The sequence below is a fragment of the Streptomyces sp. Xyl84 genome, assembly GCF_059731885.1.
Map to the genome: position 1 here is coordinate 1047833 of NZ_AP029182.1, position 16127 is coordinate 1063959.

Annotated in this window: 15 protein-coding genes; 3 read left to right on the forward strand and 12 right to left on the reverse strand. The window is 73.1% G+C overall.

What is annotated here, in order from left to right; all coding sequences use genetic code 11:
• Nucleotides 1–23 precede the first annotated feature (23 nt).
• From AC6I72_RS04505 to AC6I72_RS04555, 11 genes are all read right to left on the reverse strand, one after another.
• Entirely contained in the window at nucleotides 24–1154 is a 1131-nt protein-coding gene (locus tag AC6I72_RS04505; protein WP_078884366.1) for a polyprenyl synthetase family protein, read from the reverse strand.
• A complete protein-coding gene (hpnE, locus tag AC6I72_RS04510; protein ID WP_497999563.1) occupies nucleotides 1151–2656 on the reverse strand; it encodes a hydroxysqualene dehydroxylase HpnE in 1506 nt (501 codons plus the stop codon). The genes AC6I72_RS04505 and hpnE overlap by 4 nt, the downstream gene beginning before the upstream one ends.
• Nucleotides 2657–2792: 136 nt before the next feature.
• A complete protein-coding gene (gene hpnD / locus AC6I72_RS04515; RefSeq protein WP_497999564.1) occupies nucleotides 2793–3743 on the reverse strand; it encodes a presqualene diphosphate synthase HpnD in 951 nt (316 codons plus the stop codon).
• Entirely contained in the window at nucleotides 3740–4636 is an 897-nt protein-coding gene (hpnC, locus tag AC6I72_RS04520; protein WP_497999565.1) for a squalene synthase HpnC, read from the reverse strand. Before hpnC ends, hpnD begins: the two co-directional genes overlap by 4 nt.
• Nucleotides 4637–4999: 363 nt before the next feature.
• Nucleotides 5000–5812 (reverse strand): ABC transporter ATP-binding protein, encoded by an 813-nt coding sequence (locus AC6I72_RS04525; RefSeq protein ID WP_497999566.1) that lies wholly within the window; start codon nucleotides 5810–5812, stop codon nucleotides 5000–5002.
• Nucleotides 5805–6734 (reverse strand): ABC transporter permease, encoded by a 930-nt coding sequence (locus AC6I72_RS04530; RefSeq protein WP_037863109.1) that lies wholly within the window; start codon nucleotides 6732–6734, stop codon nucleotides 5805–5807. The genes AC6I72_RS04525 and AC6I72_RS04530 overlap by 8 nt, the downstream gene beginning before the upstream one ends.
• Before the next feature lie 101 nt (nucleotides 6735–6835).
• Nucleotides 6836–7720 (reverse strand): glycosyltransferase family 2 protein, encoded by an 885-nt coding sequence (locus AC6I72_RS04535; protein ID WP_497999567.1) that lies wholly within the window; start codon nucleotides 7718–7720, stop codon nucleotides 6836–6838.
• Between the two features lie 5 nt (nucleotides 7721–7725).
• Nucleotides 7726–8469, reverse strand: coding sequence for a CDP-alcohol phosphatidyltransferase family protein (locus tag AC6I72_RS04540; protein WP_497999568.1), 744 nt, complete (start codon nucleotides 8467–8469; stop codon nucleotides 7726–7728).
• Nucleotides 8470–8482: 13 nt separating this feature from the next.
• Nucleotides 8483–9544, reverse strand: a complete 1062-nt coding sequence (locus AC6I72_RS04545) for an iron-containing alcohol dehydrogenase family protein (RefSeq protein WP_037863119.1) — start codon at nucleotides 9542–9544, stop codon at nucleotides 8483–8485.
• Complete coding sequence (locus AC6I72_RS04550) at nucleotides 9532–10293, reverse strand: phosphocholine cytidylyltransferase family protein (protein ID WP_497999569.1); 762 nt, start codon at nucleotides 10291–10293, stop codon at nucleotides 9532–9534. The genes AC6I72_RS04545 and AC6I72_RS04550 overlap by 13 nt, the downstream gene beginning before the upstream one ends.
• Nucleotides 10290–12113 carry a DUF5941 domain-containing protein gene (locus AC6I72_RS04555; RefSeq protein ID WP_497999570.1) on the reverse strand — a complete coding sequence of 608 codons (1824 nt, stop codon included), beginning with the start codon at nucleotides 12111–12113 and terminating at the stop codon, nucleotides 10290–10292. The genes AC6I72_RS04550 and AC6I72_RS04555 overlap by 4 nt, the downstream gene beginning before the upstream one ends.
• Before the next feature lie 662 nt (nucleotides 12114–12775).
• Here AC6I72_RS04555 and AC6I72_RS04560 point away from each other — a divergent pair.
• Both AC6I72_RS04560 and idi read left to right on the forward strand, forming a co-directional pair.
• On the forward strand, nucleotides 12776–13708 hold the full coding sequence (locus AC6I72_RS04560; RefSeq protein ID WP_497999571.1) for a cation diffusion facilitator family transporter: 933 nt from the start codon (nucleotides 12776–12778) through the stop codon (nucleotides 13706–13708).
• A 220-nt stretch (nucleotides 13709–13928) separates the two neighbouring features.
• Nucleotides 13929–14519, forward strand: a complete 591-nt coding sequence (gene idi / locus AC6I72_RS04565; RefSeq protein WP_497999572.1) for an isopentenyl-diphosphate Delta-isomerase — start codon at nucleotides 13929–13931, stop codon at nucleotides 14517–14519.
• A gap of 40 nt (nucleotides 14520–14559) precedes the next feature.
• Here the strand turns inward: idi and AC6I72_RS04570 are convergent, their stop codons facing one another.
• Complete coding sequence (locus AC6I72_RS04570; RefSeq protein WP_498004590.1) at nucleotides 14560–15114, reverse strand: ATP-binding protein; 555 nt, start codon at nucleotides 15112–15114, stop codon at nucleotides 14560–14562.
• A gap of 248 nt (nucleotides 15115–15362) precedes the next feature.
• On the opposite strand from AC6I72_RS04570, the gene AC6I72_RS04575 reads away from it, so the two are divergent.
• Entirely contained in the window at nucleotides 15363–16109 is a 747-nt protein-coding gene (locus AC6I72_RS04575) for an enoyl-CoA hydratase/isomerase family protein (RefSeq protein WP_497999573.1), read from the forward strand.
• Nucleotides 16110–16127 lie beyond the last annotated feature (18 nt).

Here is a 16127-nt window from a genome sequence, read left to right on the forward strand (position 1 = left end):
CGCGAGGGTGGTTCCGATAGTGATCATCTCTTTCGTACGACGACGAAGTCGGCGAGCGCCGTGAACGCGGACCTGACCCGGTCGGGCATGTTCACGGAGTCGAGGGCTTCGATGGCGATGGTGTGCTGGCGGCGCGCCTCCTGGGCGGTCCACTCCCGGCCGCCCGCCTCCTCGATGAGCGCGGCGCGGGCCGCGAACTCCTCCTCGGAGAAGTTCGCGAAGTCGCTGCTCTTGGCGTCGGCGGCGAGGATCTCGCCGAGCCGCTCGGAGGCGTCGCCGCCCGCCGCGAGTGCGGCCACCACCGGCAGGGACTTCTTGCGCTGGCGCAGGTCGCTCCAGGTCTGTTTGCCGGTGGCCTCCGGGTCGCCCCAGATGCCGAGGAGGTCGTCGACGGCCTGGAAGGCCAGGCCGAGGTGGTGGCCGTACTTCTCGAGCGTGTCGGCGGTCGCGTCGTCGGCGCCGCCGAGCACCGCGCCGATGGAGCAGGCGCAGGCGAGCAGGGCGCCGGTCTTGTTGCCCTCCATCTCCAGGCACTCGGCGACGCTGACCCGGTCGCGGTGCTCGTAGGAGATGTCCTGCGCCTGGCCGTCGATCAGGGCGCGGGTGGCGGTGGTCAGGCGTCGGGCGGCGCGGCCGGCCTCGACGGTGCCCAGCTCCAGCAGGACCTCGTTGGCGAGGGCGAACAGGGCGTCGCCGACGAGGATGGCCTGGGCGGGGCCGTGCACCTTCCAGACGGTGTCGCGGTGGCGGCGCTGTTCGTCGCCGTCCATGAGGTCGTCGTGCAGCAGGGAGAAGTTGTGGACGAGTTCGACGGCGACCGCGCCGGGCACTCCGGCCTCGGGCGCGGCGCCGGTGACCTCGGCGGAGAGCACCGCGAGGGCGGGGCGCACGGCCTTGCCGCCGTCGCCGTCCGCCGGGTTGCCGGCGGCGTCGATCCAGCCGAAGTGGTAGGCGGCGACGGTGTCCATCGGAGGGGCCAGGCGGTCCACGGCCTCCCGCAGGACCGGAGTGGCCAGGGTCCGTCCGCGCTCCAACAGCGCGGTCACGTCCACCGCGGTCTGCCGAGCGGCCGGGGGCACAGTGGGCACAGTCTCTCCTCTTGTCGCGGTACCGGCGGTGCGGGGACCCGCGGTGGGCTGGTGGGCGGCCTTCACCGGATCCCCCCTCGCTGGGCGGCGCCGGTCTCTCCCGGTTGTCGGCCGGGACCCCGGGGGGTGTCCCCGGGGAAGGTGCGGGGGGCCGCCTCCTGCGCAGCGAAGAGGCGGCTCGGGCGGGGCCGGCCCAGGGCGCGCAGGGCGGCGTCCGCCGCGCTCACGCCGCTGCGGACGGCGCTCTCCATGGTCGCGGGCCACCCGGTGGCGGTCCACGCGCCGGCCAGGTACAGGCCGGGTGCCTTGGTGCGGGCGCCGGGGCGCAGCCGGCCCACGCCGGGGACGGGGGCGAACGTCGCCGTGCGCTCCCGGGTCACGAAGAAGTCCTTCACCTCGGCGCCGCGCGCCCGCGGCAGCAGCCTCCGCAGCTCGGGCAGGTAGCGCTCGCGCAGTACGGCGACGGGGGCGTCGATCTCGTCGTGGGCCACCGACTGGGACAGGGCGAGGTACTGGCCCTGGCGCAGTCCGGAGGCCTCGGTGCGGTCGAAGACCCACTGCACCGGTGTGCCGAGGGCGGCGACGAAGGGCCGGGCGAGGACCTTGCGGTCGTAGACGACGTGCACGTTCAGGATCGGGGCCGTGCCGATGTCGAGCAGCCGTTCGGGGGCGTCGAGGGCGCCGGGCGGCAGCAGGCCGTGGGCCTCGCGCTGGGGCACGGCGAGGACGACCGTGTCGGCCTGGAGCGTCTCGCCGGGAACCTGGACGCTCCAGCCGCCGTTGTCGTTGGTGGAGACGGAGGTGACGCGTGTACGGACCTCGGTACGGACGCCCGCGGAGTCGAGCGCCTTGCGGGCGAGGCGGTCGTGCAGTTCGCCCAGCGGGACGCGGGCCCAGCCGATGTCGGCCGCGCCCGGGTCGGACAGCAGACCGGTCTTGAACACCATCGCGGCCAGCCCCAGTGAGGCGTCGGAGGCGACCGCGTTGAGGGTGGCGACCCCCACGAGGTCCCACAGTGCCTCGACGGCACGGGCCGACTGGCCGTGCTCGGCCAGCCAGCTCCCGAAGTTCTGGGAGTCCAGGGCGGGGTCGGCCGGGTCCAGTGCCTTGAGGGCGAGTGCGGCGCGGCCGACGCGGGCGCGCTCGGCGAGCGAGAGGTGCGGGTAGGTGGCCAGGCTGCGCCCGAGGTGCAGGGGCACGGGCAGTGCGTCGCGGCGCAGTCTGCCGAGCCGGCGTCCCTCGGGTCTGCCGGCGTCGAGGACGGGCACGTCGAGCCGGTCCTGCAGCGGGGCGAGCGCGGCGCCGTCGATCCGTTCGAGGAACCAGCGGTAGGCGGTGCAGCAGCGCAGGTAGACGTGCTGTCCGTTGTCGACGGTGAGGTCGCCGCGCCGGAAGGAGAAGGCGAGGCCGCCAAGGCGCGGCCGGCCTTCGATGAGCGTCACGCGCACCCCGGCGTCGGCGAGCGCGAGCGCGGCGGTCACCCCGGCGAGGCCGCCGCCGACGACGACGGCGTGCCGCCCCGGCACCGCCGCCGCGAGTGGTCCGCCCGGTCGCGTCCCGTCCGTCATCGTGCGCCCTCCCCTGTCCGTCCGCCGCGGTGGGCGCGTGCTCCCCGGCCTGCCGTCGCCGTCAGTGACGCCGTGGGGCGGTGCGGGGTTGCCCGCGGTTCGTCGCCCTGCTGCTGTTCGTGGTCGGCCGGGGCCATCAGGCGCGCCTCCTGACGGCCTGCCGGGTCACGTGCCGGGTGTCCAGGCCGGACAGGCCGCGCACGGCGACGTAGGCCTTCTCCCGGCCGGGCAGGGAGACCCGGCCGCGCAGCACGGCCTCGGGTTCGCGTGCGATGCGGTCGAGCAGGCGGCGGTAGATGCCGGCCATGGCGGCGACGCAGGCGCCGCTGCGCCGGTCCAGCATGGGCAGCAGCTGGTAGCCCTCGGCGAACAAGGCGCGGGCGCGGCGCACTTCGAAGTGGACGAGGCCGGCGAAGTCGGAGCCCTCCGGCGGGGTGGGCCCGTCGAAACCGGCCGAGCAGCCGAACTTGGCGAGGTCGTCGGCGGGCAGGTAGGTGCGGCCCCCCTCGGCGTCCTCGCGCACGTCGCGCAGGATGTTGGTCAGTTGCAGCGCCAGGCCCAGCGTGTCGGCGTACTCGGGGGCGCGCTCGGCGCCGCGCGCGCCGGGCTCGGTGCCGAACACGCCGAGGGAGAGCCGTCCGATGGCGCCGGCGACGCACCGGCAGTAGACCTTCAGGTCGTCCCAGGTCTCGTAGGTCTCGCCGCGGACGTCCGCGAGGACGCCGTCGATGAGTTCGTCCAGGCCGCCGAGCGGGATCGGGAAGGTGCGGGCCGCGTGCGCGAGCGCGACGGCGACGGGATCGGTGTCGTCGTCCTCGACCGCGCCGTCGCGGATCCGGCCGAGCAGGACCCGCGTGTCCTGGAGCCGGGCTTCCTTGACGTCGTCCGCCAGCGCGCCGTCGCCGATGTCGTCGACGCGCCGCGAGAACGCGTACAGCGCCGACATGGCGCGCCGCTTGGGCGCCGGCAGCAGCCGGATGCCGTAGGCGAAGTTGCGGGCCTGCTGTCCGGTGACGGCCTCGCAGTAGCTGTAGGCGGCGAGTACCGGTGCGGACGCGTGCTGTTCCGACTCCACGGCCCGGATCACCCCTCTCCTCGCAGAGTCACGCCCACCTCGCGCAGCAACTGGACCTTGCCGGGCTTGGGCGGGCCGGGAAGTACGTCGTGTTCGGCGGCGGCGATCGCGCGGAGCGCCGCCCTCCCCCCCGCCACGAACCCCGCGAGCAGCAGCTTCAGCCTGCCGTGGACGCTACCCACCAGGGGGGCGCCTTCATTCAGGAGTTCACGGGCGCGTTCGGCTTCGTACGCGACCAGTGCGCGCACCGACGCGCCCGCGGTGGGCGTGGCGAGGTCCGCCTCCTGGACGTGAAAGCGTTTCATGTCCGAGGCGGGCAGATAGATGCGGTCGCGTCCGAGGTCCTCCGCGACGTCCTGGAGGTGCTCGACGATCTGCAGGGCGGTGCAGACCGCGTCGGAGCGGCGGATCCGCTCGGGGGTCGAGGTGCCGGTGACAGCGAGGACGAGACGGCCGACGGGGTTGGCGGACAGCTCGCAGTAGGCCAGCAGGTCGTCGTAGGTCTCGTACCGGGTGACGAGCTGGTCCTGGCGGTTGGCGGCGATCAGCCCGAGGAACGGCTCGGGGGTCAGTGCGCGGCGGCGGACGGTGGGCTGCAGGCGGCGCAGCAGGGGGTGGCGCGGGGTGCCGTCGAAGACGCGGCGCAGGTCGGCCTCGAAGGCGTCCAGGAGGACGAGGCGGTCCTCGGCCTCCTCGGGCGGGACGCCGAGCAGCCGTGCGTCGGCGCCGCCGGGGGCCAGGTCGCCGTCGCCGATGTCGTCGACCAGACGTGCGAAGCCGTAGACGGCCATCAGGTCGGTGCGCCAGGCGCGGGGCAGGAAGAACGGTGCCACGGGGAAGTTCTCACCCGCGGCCTTGTCGAGTGTGGCGCGTTCCGGGTCGAGCGCCGTGGTCGCCCCGGTCATCGTCCGCTGCCCGGCGCATGGACGGCACATGCTGCGGTGAGCAGGGGAGTTTCCGTAGCCATTGCCGTCACATCTCCCGTTCTACACTGCCGACCCGACACACACTATTTCGGACACGCCGCCCGGCCCTCCGGGCAGCGGCCCTGGCGGAGGGTGTCGCGCATTATCTCCCCACATGCCGCTTTCCGGGACCGGTACAGCTTACGTTGTACAACGATGCGGGTCGCAGGGGGGGTGTCCTGCACATCACAACAACACACCGATCCCGTTCAAGATTCCTAAGCGGCGTAGGAGTTGACGGTTCCTTTACGGACGAAGGGGCCCCGCCGGAAGAGTTCCGGCGGGGCCCCGCCACCGCGTCGTCTATTTACCCGTGAACTTCTCGTACTCCTTGAGCACCTCGCCGGTGGGCCCGTCCATCCGCAGTTCCCCGCGTTCCAGCCACAGCACCCGGTCGCAGGTGTCCCGGATCGACTTGTTGTTGTGGCTCACCAGGAACACGGTGCCCGCTTCCTTGCGCAGCTCGCGGATGCGTTCCTCCGAGCGCTGCTGGAACTTGCGGTCGCCGGTGGCCAGCGCCTCGTCGATCATGAGGACGTCGTGGTCCTTGGCGGCGGCGATGGAGAACCGCAGCCGCGCCGCCATGCCGGAGGAGTACGTCCGCATCGGCAGCGTGATGAAGTCGCCCTTCTCGTTGATGCCCGAGAAGTCCACGATCTCCTGGTAGCGCGCCTTGATCTCCTCGCGGGACATCCCCATGGCCAGGCCGCCGAGGATGACGTTGCGCTCGCCGGTGAGGTCGTTCATCAGCGCCGCGTTCACGCCGAGCAGGGACGGCTGGCCGTCGGTGTAGACCTTGCCCCTCTCGGCCGGGAGCAGGCCCGCGATGGCCCGCAGCAGGGTGGACTTGCCCGAACCGTTGGAACCGATCAGACCGATGGCCTCGCCGCGGTAGGCGACGAAGGAGACGCCCTTGACGGCGTGCACCTTGCGCACCCCGCGCGCCGAGTCGTCCGAGCCCCGCTTCAGGATCCGGCTCAGGGCCGCGGTGGCGCTGCCCCTGCCGCTCTTCGCGCCGTTGACGCGGTAGACGATGTGCAGCTCGTCCGCGATGACGGTGGGGATCCGGGACCCGCCCTCGCGCGCGGTGTCCGGGCCGCTGTTGTGCTCAGCCACGTCCGTACCTCTCCTCGGCCTTCCAGAAGTACACGAAACCGCCGGCGAAGAAGACCACGGCCCACAGCAGGGCGACGGCCCAGACGTGCGGCGGGAGGTGCGAGGCACCGTAGCCGTCGATCAGCGCGAAGCGCATCAGGTCCATGTAGACGGCGGCAGGGTTGACCTGCATCAGCCGGATGAACCACTCCGGCCTGCCCTTGAGCATGCTGTCGATGGAGAACATCACGCCGGACGCGTACATCCAGGTCCGCATGATGAACGGCATCAGCTGGGCGAGGTCGGGCGTCTTGGCGCCCATCCTGGCCACGATCAGCGACAGGCCCGTGTTGAACAGGAACTGCAGCACCAGCGCCGGGACGATCAGCAGCCAGGACATGGCGGGGAGGCTGCCGAAGGCGATGACCATGACGAACAGCACGATCATCGAGAACAGCAGCTGCTGGAGCTGCTGCAGCGCGAAGGAGACCGGCAGCGAGGCCCGCGGGAAGTGCAGCGCCCGCACCAGGCCCAGGTTGCCGGAGATGGCGCGGACGCCGGCCATGACCGAGTTCTGCGTGAAGGTGAAGACGAACACGCCGGTGACCAGGAACGGCAGGTAGGTGTCGTGCGACAGGCCGCGGTTGGCCTTGAGGATGACACCGAAGATGAAGTAGTACACGGCCGCGTTCAGCAGCGGCGTCACCACCTGCCAGAGCTGGCCGAGCTTGGCCTGGCTGTACTGGGCGGTCAGCTTCGCCTGGGAGAAGGCGAGGATGAAGTGGCGCCTGCCCCACAGCTGGCGTACGTACTCGATGAGCGTGGGCCGGGCGCCGCTGACGGACAGGCCGTACTTGGCGGCGAGCCGGTCCGCCGGAAGGCCCTCGTCGGGCGGCGAAGCCGCGCCGAGGGCGACAGGGCCGTCATGCGTTGTCTCACTCACAAGGGAATACTTTCGTCTTCGAGATGCGCAGCCTGTGCGGATGGACGGGCATGGCACGGGCACCGGCCGGGTGCGGCCGGTGCCGCCGGGCAACGAGCTTGTCAGATGACCGGCGGCCGGCCCAGCCGGGTGAGCCGCCACACGGTACGCCACCGCATGGGCCGGCGCGGTCCGCACGGCGTGGCCCAGCCTTCCCGGAACCCGCCGAACCAGGCCTTCAGGGCCGGGCGCGAGGGGCGCCGGGCGAGGGTGAGGAGCATCCACACCCCCAGGTAGACCGGGACGAGCGGGGCCGGCAGGTTGCGGCGGGCCAGCCAGACCCGGTTGCGGGCGACCATGCGGTGGTAGACCGCGTGCCGCGAGGGCGCGGTCGTGGGGTGGTACAGCACCATGTCGGACCGGTAGCCGATCATCCAGCCCGCGTCGAGGGCCCGCCACGCCAGGTCGGTCTCCTCATGGGCGTAGAAGAACTCGTCCGGCAACCCGCCGACCTCGGCGAAGACCTTCGTGCGGACGGCGTTCGCCCCGCCCAGGAAGGTGGTGACCCGGGAGGAGCGCATCGGGTCGGAGGCCCGCAGCCGCGGCACGTGGCGGCGCTGGGTGAGGCCGGTCTCGGGATCGGCGATGCGGAAGCTGATGATGCCCAGCTTCTCGTCGGCGGTGAAGGCGCGGCGGCACAGCTCGGCGGTGTCGGTGCGCGCCAGCAGACCGTCGTCGTCGAGGAAGAGCAGGATGTCGACGTCGGTGCCGCCGGGGCCGAAGGCCTCGATGCCGACGTTGCGCCCGCCGGGGATGCCGAGGTTCTCCGGCAGCTCGATCGTCCGGACGCCCTCGGGGACGTCCGGGACGGGCGAGCCGTTGCCGACGACGACGACCTCGACGGGGTCGCCGTCCTGCTCGGCCACCGAGTCGAGCAGCGCGCGCAGCTCGTCGGGGCGGTTGCCCATCGTGATGACGACGGCCCCGACCTTCGGCGAGGTGGCCATGCCGCTCACCGCAGCCTGCTGGAGGCGAGGACGGACACCAGGTGCAGCAGGGTCTGCAGGAGCGCGATGCCGGCCAGGACGGCCGTGCCGAGCCGGGTGAAGAACAGGTCGCCCCGTATCTGGTCCACGATCGCGAGGACCAGGATCAGCAGGGACGCCTCCATACCCAGGATCAGCCGGTGGAACTTGAGCGCGGCGGCTGCCCGGCGGGCCAGCGCCACGCCGGAGGAGCGCGGTTCGGCGGCGCTCTCCTTGACCGGGGGCAGTCCGCCCTGGTGGCGGGCGACGCCGACCAGGTCCGTCTCCGCCTTGATCAGGATGGCGCCGAGCGCGGCCAGGGTGCCCAGGAAGGCCCACAGCCAGTCGATCCGTCCGCTCCCCCACAGGTCGGCGGCGCGCAGTCCGAGGCCGACCAGGACGGCCGCGTCGGTCAGGTAGGCGCCGACCCGGTCCAGGTAGACCCCGCCGAGCGAGAACTGCTGCTTCCAGCGGGCCACCTCGCCGTCGACGCAGTCCAGCAGCAGGTAGAGCTGGACCGCGACGACGCCGAGCACCGCGCCCCACACGCCCGGCACCAGCAGGGCCGGGGCGGCGAGGACACCGCACACCGTCATCAGGTACGTGAGCTGGTTGGGCGTGACCTTGGTGTTCACCAGGTAGCGGTCGACCCGCAGGGACACCTCACGCATGTAGAGGCGTCCCATCCAGTGCTCACCGCTGCGCCGGTCCTTGACCCCCACGGGGTGCACGACCGGTCTGAGTTCAGCTACCGATGGCCTTGACATAGTCGGCGTAGGCGTCCTTGATCTGTTCGGTCTTGAGGTCGAGGTGTTCGAGGATCGTGTAGCGGCCGGGACGGGTCTCCGGGGCGAACTCCACGGCACGGACGAACTCGTCCACCGTGAAGCCGATGTCCTGCGGCAGCACCGGCAGCCCGTGCCGGCGCAGCACCCCGGCCATCAGCGCCGACTCCTCGACGGCGCCCCGCAGGTGCATCGCGAAGGCCGCGCCCATCCCGCACTGTTCGCCGTGGCTCGCGGCGCGCTGGGGGAACAGCAGGTCGAAGGCGTGGTTGATCTCGTGGCAGGAGCCGGAGGCGGGACGCGAGTCGCCCGAGACGGACATCGCGACGCCGGTGAGGACCAGTGCCTCGGCCAGCACCTGGAGGAAGCCGCCGTCGGCGATGCCGCCGGGGTGGCGCAGCACCGCCTCGCCCGCCTGCCGGGCCATGGCGGCGGCCAGGCCGTCGATCTTCTCGCCGTTCACCCGGTGGGCCAGTTCCCAGTCCGCGACCGCGTTGATGTTGGAGACGGCGTCGCCGATGCCCGAGCGGACGAAGCGGGCCGGGGCCTCGCGGATGACGTCCAGGTCGATGACGACGGCGATCGGGTTGGGCACGCCGTAGGAGCCGCGGCCGGCGTCGTTGTCGAGGGTGGCGACCGGGGAGCACAGGCCGTCGTGCGCGAGGTTGGTGGGCACGGCCACCAGGGGCAGGCCGACGCGGGCCGCCGCGAACTTCGCGCAGTCGATGATCTTTCCGCCGCCCAGGCCGACGACGGCGTCGTAGTGGCCGCTCTTCATCTCGCCGGCCAGCCGGATCGCGTCGTCCAGGGTGCCGCCGCCGACCTCGTACCAGGTGGCGCCGGGCAGGGTGGGGGCGACCCGCTCGCGCAGCCGGGCGCCCGAGCCGCCGCTGACGGCGACGGCGAGCCGGCCGGAGTGCGAGACCCGCTCGTCGGCGAGGACGCAGGCCAGGTCGTCCAGGGCGCCCGGGCGGATGTCGACGGCGACCGGCGAGGGGATCAGCCGGGTCAGTAGCGGCACGCGATCTCCCGTCCCCTGGCGAGGTCGTCGTGGTTGTCGATCTCGACCCAGTCGACCTCGCCGATCGGTGCGACGTCGATGCGGAAGCCGCGGTCGACCAGCTCCTGGTAGCCGTCCTCGTAGTAGAGCTGCGGGTCGCGCTCGAAGGTGGCCTTGAGCGCGTCGGCCAGGTCGGCGGCGGCCTCCCCCTCGATGAGGGTGACACCGATGTACTCGCCGGTCGCCTCGGCGGGGTCCATCAGCTTGGTGATGCGCCGCACACCGGTGGCGGGGTCGACGACGACCTTCATCTCCTCGTCGGCCAGCGTCTTGACGGTGTCCAGGGCGAGGATGATCCGCTTGCCGTCGCCGCGGGCGGCGAGCAGCGTCTTCTCCACGGAGACCGGGTGGACGGTGTCGCCGTTGGCGAGGATCACGCCGTCCGCGAGGGCGTCACGGCCGCACCACAGCGAGTAGGCGTTGTTCCACTCCTCGGCCTTGTCGTTGTCGATGAGCGTGAGCTTGAGGCCGTACTTCTGCTCCAGGGCCGCCTTGCGCTCGTACACGGCCTCCTTGCGGTAGCCGACGATGACACCGGCCTCGCTCAGACCGATCTCGGCGAAGTTGGCGAGGGTGAGGTCGAGGACGGTGAGCCCGTCGGAACCGTCCTCTATGCCCGCGGGCCCGACCGGCACCAGCGCCTTGGGCAGGGTGTCGGTGTAGGGGCGCAGACGCCGTCCGGCGCCGGCCGCCAGCACGAGGCCGATCATGCGGGTTCTCCTTCGTCGTGTACGGCGGGCGCGCCGCCCTTGTGGGCGGCCACCCAGAAGCGGATGCTCTCGGCGAGCACCACGACGGCCACGAGCACGGCGATGACCGTGAGCGCGGCCTTGAACTGCGCGGCGGTGAGCAGCGCCGCCAGTACGGTGACGAGCAGCGTCCGCCCTTCCTGCCCCCCGATGGCGCGCACCAGACGGGCCGGCGGCGCTCCGGCGTCACCGCGGATGCGGTACACCGTGTCGTAGTGATGGTAGGCGACGGCCGCCACCAGCCCGAAAGCCGCCGGCAGGGCCCCGTGCACGTCGGCGCGGGCCGCCAGGACCAGGACGGTTCCGTACTCCGCGGCCCGGAACAGCGGCGGGACCAGCCAGTCCAGGGCACCCTTGAGGGGGCGGGCGAGGGCGAGCGCCGAGGTGAGGACGTAGACCAGGGCGCCGGCGACGGGCCACAGGCCGCCGAAGCCGGTGAGGGCACAGCAGGCCACGACGGCGACGCCGCCGAGCAGGGCGACGGCGGGTGCGGTGACGGCGGGCAGCCCGCGGGCGGGCCCGCGCAGGGCGCGGGCGAGGCCCGCGCCGAGCGGCCCGTTGTCCGCGAGGTCCGCGAGCGCCTGCGCGGCCCGGTCGGTGCGGCGTGCCTTGCGGGTCACCGAGCGCAGCACGCGGCCCGCCGTGGTGTACGTCGCCGCGAAGGCGCAGCCGGCGAGCAGGACGTAGAAGGTGATGCGGGGGGTGGTGGCGGCCGTCAGGACGGCGATCAGGGCCCAGCGTTCCCCGATGGGCAGGACGATCATGCGGCGCAGCCAGACCGTCCAGCCGACGCTGTCGAGCTTGTCGGAGAGGGCGGCGGTGGGGCTGGTGTTGGCGGTGGCGTCGTGGTTGGCCTCGTTGAAGGAGAAGTCCACGACGTGCCGGCAGGTCTGCAGGACCATGGCGCCCAGCGCGAGGGCCCATACGTCGTCATGGCCGCCGCCGCGGGCCGCGCCGAGGGCGAGTCCGGCGTAGTAGGCGTACTCCTTGGCCCGGTCGAAGGTGGCGTCGAGCCAGGCGCCGAGGGTGGAGTACTGCAGCGAGTAGCGGGCGAGCTGGCCGTCGGTGCAGTCCAGGACGAACGAGGCGATGAGGAGCACGCCGGCGGCGACGAAGCCGGCGCGGGTGCCGGTGGCGGCGCAGCCGGCCGCTATGAGCGCGGTGAGCAGGGAGGCGGTGGTGACCTGGTTGGGGGTCAGGCCGCGGCGGGCGCACCAGCGGGCGATGAAGCGCGAGTACGGGCTGATGAAGAACGTGGTGAAGAAGCCGTCGCGGGCCTTGACGGCCGACTTGAGGCGGACGGCCTCGTCGTCGACGGCGGCGACGGCCTGCCGCGCCTCGTTGCGGGCCTGCGGGTCGGCCGGGACGACGGCGACGAGACTGCCGAGTTCGGGGTGGTGCACGGCGGTGCCGTCGGCGCGCAGGGCGGCGACGACGCGGTCGGCGACGCTGTCCACGGCGAGCGCGGTGCCGCCGCCCGCGGTGTTCTCCCGGGCCAGGGCGCGGACCAGGGCCTGGCGGCCGGCCGGCTGCGCGGTGACGGCGCCGGGGACGGCGGCGAGCGGGAAGCGGGGGTCGGTCAGGCCCAGGCGCAGGGCGTGGGTGTGCCCGACGAAGCGGGCGTCGACGACGGCGACCCGCTCCTCGCTCGGCACCCGGGCCAGCACGGCCTCGGCGTCACCGACGTCGGCGGCGGGGCGCACGTCGAAGCCGAGGGCCCGCAGATCGGCCTCGATCGACGATCCGGGGACCGGCTGGCCGGTGAGGATGGCGGTCGACAACCGAACTCACTCCCTGGTGCCGACGCGGGGGCGCCGGTCATGTGCATGGTGGAGGGGTGCCGCTTGCCCCGGGGCGGCCGGGCGGCATGTCGGCAGAGGCTATCGGATGCCGGGAAGCCCGCGTTCACCGCCCGTTCACGGGCCGATCGACGTCATCTGCCGCAGCCTGCGCCGAGATCATCATCGGTGATCGGGGCGCCGCCTCACAAACTCCGCACCAGATCGGACATTCACCGCGAACGCGCGGCGCGGGCGGTGCGGGGACGGCGGGGCGAGGGACGGAAGGGGGCCGGGCGGCACGGCGGGCCACGGCTGAACGGTGGGTGGGCGGTGGTGGCAGGCGGTTGGCGGACGGTGCGGGAGGCGGCGGGCGGGGCGGCACCGTCCCGGCCGCCGGGCGCCGGGCCGGTCACGGCATCGCCGCCCGCCGCGGGGCCGCCCGCCGTCCTGCCACCCCCGCGCCGTCTGCCCCCCGCCCGGCGACGCGCCCGCCGACACGCGGTGCCGCCTCTGCCGAAACGTTCTGACCTGCGGATCGTTTGCGCAGGTCAGGGCACATGACAACGGTGTTCAGTGCCGCGTTGCCCCATACCCCCCACCCGTAGTTGACTGGGTCCCGCCCGGCGGGGATCCGGGCGGGACCCACGAGGACGGAGAGGCTGATGGGGGCCGGTCACGACCACGGGCACGCGCACGGCGCCACCGGCACGGCGGCGGCCGCCCACCGCGGCACGCTGCGCATCGCGCTGTCGATCACGCTCGCCGTCATGGTGGTGGAGATCATCGGCGGCGTGCTCGCGGACTCCCTCGCGCTGGTGGCCGACGCCACCCACATGGCGACGGACGCCCTCGGCCTGGGCATGGCGCTGCTCGCCATCCACTTCGCGAACCGGCCGCCGAGCGGAAACCGCACGTTCGGCTACGCCCGCGCCGAGATCCTGGCCGCGCTCGCCAACTGCCTGCTGCTGCTCGGAGTGGGCGGGTACGTCCTGTACGAGGCGGTGCAGCGGTTCGTGCAGCCCGCCGAGACGCACGGCGGGCTGATGATCGTGTTCGGTCTGATCGGCCTGGTGGCGAACTCCGTCTCCCTGGCCCTGCTCATGCGCGGCCAGCGCGAGAGCCTGAACGTGCGCGGAGCGTTCCTGGAGGTGGCCGCGGACGCGGTCGGCTCGCTGGCCGTGATGGTCTCGGCGGCGGTCATCCTGCTCACCGGCTGGCAGGCCGCCGACCCGATCGCCTCCCTGGCCATCGGCCTGCTGATCGTGCCGCGCACGGTCAAGCTGCTGCGCGAGACCCTGGACGTGCTGCTGGAGGCGGCCCCGAAGAACGTCGACATGGACGACGTGCGGGCGCACATCCTGGCGCTGGACGGCGTCGAGGACGTGCACGACCTGCACGCCTGGACGATCACCTCCGGGCTTCCGGTCCTGTCCGCGCACGTGGTGGTCAGTTCCGAGGTACTGAGCGCGGTCGGTCACGAAAAGCTGCTGCACGAACTGCAGGGCTGCCTCGGCCACCACTTCGACGTGGAACACTGCACCTTCCAGCTGGAGCCCGGCGGGCATGCCGAGCACGAGGCGCGTCTGTGCCACTGAGCGCCCTTTCGGCCCCCGGTCCGCCGGGGTGCCCGGACGGTTCCGGTGGCGTCCGGCAGGGCACGATCAGTAACCGGGTCCCTCTTGCGGTGACCGTCCGGTGACCGCCGCGCCCGCCCCGGGCGCGGTGCCGCGGGGACATGCGGGTACCCGGGAAGTGCCGGGAGTGCCGGTTCCGTGCGGCAGACTTGGGGCTCGAGGACCGATGCGAAGGATGGGTATGCCGATCACACCTGCCACCGCGACGCACAGCTCGTCGAACGGCACCGCGGACGCGATCTTGCTGGAACTCGTCGACGAGGGCGGCGTGACGATCGGCACCGCGGAGAAGCTCGCCGCGCACCAGCCGCCGGGGCAGCTGCACCGCGCCTTCTCCGTGTTCCTCTTCGACGAGCAGGGCCGCCTGCTGCTCCAGCAGCGGGCGCTGGGCAAGTACCACTCCCCCGGTGTGTGGTCCAACACCTGCTGCGGCCACCCCTACCCCGGCGAGGCGCCCTTCGCGGCGGCGGCCCGGCGGACGTACGAGGAGCTGGGCGTCTCCCCGACGCTGCTCGCCGAGGCGGGCACCGTCCGCTACAACCACCCGGACCCCGCGTCGGGCCTGGTGGAGCAGGAGTTCAACCACCTCTTCGTCGGCCTGGTGCAGTCCCCGCTGCGGCCGGACCCGGAGGAGATCGCCGACACCGTGTTCGTGGCGCCCGGGGAACTGGCCGCGCGGCACGCGCGCGACCCGTTCTCCGCGTGGTTCATGACCGTGCTCGACGCGGCCCGCCCGGCGATCAGGGAGCTGACCGGCCCCGCGGGCTGGTGAGCCCGGCCGGGGTCCTCGCGGCCCCTTTCCCGGGGTGTAGTCAATACACCTGGGGCGCGGGGGTGAGCGGCAGGGCGGCCCAGATCACCTTGCCGCCGCCGGCCGTGTGCTCGACGTCGCAGACGCCGCCCGCCTCCCGCGCGATCTCGCGGACGAGCAGCAGCCCGCGGCCGCCGGTGCGGCCGTGGTCGGTCTCCAGCGCGGTCGGCCGGTAGGGGTGGCCGTCCTCGACGGAGACCCGCAGCCAGTCGGCACCGACGGCGACCTCCACGGCGAGCATCGGCGACAGCACCGCCGCGTGCCGGACGGCGTTGGTGACCAGCTCGGACACGATCAGCAGCAGGCCGTGGACCAGGTCGCCCGAGGCGGGTACGCCCTGGCGGCGCAGCAGGTCGCGCACGGCGTGCCGGGCCTGCGGCACGGAGGCGTCGACCGCGGGAGCGGTGAACCGCCAGACACCCTCGTACGGCATCGGGGCCGGCGGGGGCGGCGGCGCGCCGTCCAGGGGGGCCGGCGGAGGCGGCGGCACGCCGTCCAGCGGGGCCGCTGTACCGCCTGCTGGGCGCGGGCCGTCCCCACGCCCGTGGTCGTCCATCGTCCGGTCGCCACCCTCGCGCTCGATTGTCACCACACGACGAGTGTTGGTACCGCGGCGCGCGACCCCAAGGACTGAACGCAAGTCGGCCGGTTCCCGGCCCTTTCCGATCGTTTCAGTCGTCCACGGCCCCGACCTGGACCGGTTCTGCTCGACCGGCGCCGCGTTTGCGAACTTTTCGGGTTGTACGGGTTCCCTCCGCGGCCCGGCCGTGATCGAACGCGCGATCGAGCCGATAGCATCCGGCCATGGAGCCGCAGCTGCTGCACGACGTCACCGACGCGGTCGCCACCGTCGTCGTCCACCATCCGGCCAAGCGCAACGCGATGACGACGGCCATGTGGCGGGCGCTGCCGCCGCTCCTGGACCGCCTGGCGGCCGACCCGGGCGTACGGGTGCTGGTGCTGACGGGCGCGGAGGGGACGTTCTGCGCCGGTGCGGACATCTCCACGCTGCGCGAGTCGCCCGCCGAGGCGCAGGAACTCGCCGTGCTCGCCGAGGAGGCGCTCGCCGCCTTCCCCAGACCGACCCTGGCCGCCGTGCGCGGGCACTGCGTCGGCGGCGGCGCGCAGCTCGCGGCCGCCTGTGACCTGCGGTTCGCCGAGGAGGGCGCGCTGTTCGGGGTGACGCCCGCCAGACTCGGGATCGTCTATCCCGCCTCCGCGACCCGCCGGCTGGTGTCCCTGGTGGGCCCGGCCACCGCCAAGTACCTGCTGTTCTCCGGCGAGCTGATCGGCGCGCGGCGGGCGCTGCGCACCGGGCTGGTCGACGAGGTGCTGCCCGAGGGCGGACTGGACGACCGTGTCGCGGAGTTCACCCGCCTCCTGACCGTGCGCTCGCCGCTGACGCAGGCGGCGGCCAAGGAGTTCGCGGACGGCCGCACGGACCGCGACGCCCACTGGGCCGCCCAGGCTCGCGGCAGCGGCGACACCGCCGAGGGCGTCGCCGCGTTCCTGGAACGCCGGGCGCCGCGCTTCACCTGGAGTGCCGAGTAGGGGCGGGGAGCGCGGGCC

Excerpts from the sequence above, each read along its gene's own strand:
- hpnE (WP_497999563.1), bottom strand. The coding sequence starts at position 2,656 with ATGACGGACGGGACGCGACCGGGCGGACCACTCGCGGCGGCGGTGCCG.
- hpnC (WP_497999565.1), bottom strand. The coding sequence starts at position 4,636 with ATGACCGGGGCGACCACGGCGCTCGACCCGGAACGCGCCACACTCGAC.
- AC6I72_RS04535 (WP_497999567.1), bottom strand. The coding sequence starts at position 7,720 with ATGGCCACCTCGCCGAAGGTCGGGGCCGTCGTCATCACGATGGGCAAC.
- AC6I72_RS04550 (WP_497999569.1), bottom strand. The coding sequence starts at position 10,293 with ATGATCGGCCTCGTGCTGGCGGCCGGCGCCGGACGGCGTCTGCGCCCC.
- AC6I72_RS04560 (WP_497999571.1), top strand. The coding sequence starts at position 12,776 with ATGGGGGCCGGTCACGACCACGGGCACGCGCACGGCGCCACCGGCACG.
- idi (WP_497999572.1), top strand. The coding sequence starts at position 13,929 with ATGCCGATCACACCTGCCACCGCGACGCACAGCTCGTCGAACGGCACC.
- AC6I72_RS04570 (WP_498004590.1), bottom strand. The coding sequence starts at position 15,114 with ATGGACGACCACGGGCGTGGGGACGGCCCGCGCCCAGCAGGCGGTACA.
- AC6I72_RS04575 (WP_497999573.1), top strand. The coding sequence starts at position 15,363 with ATGGAGCCGCAGCTGCTGCACGACGTCACCGACGCGGTCGCCACCGTC.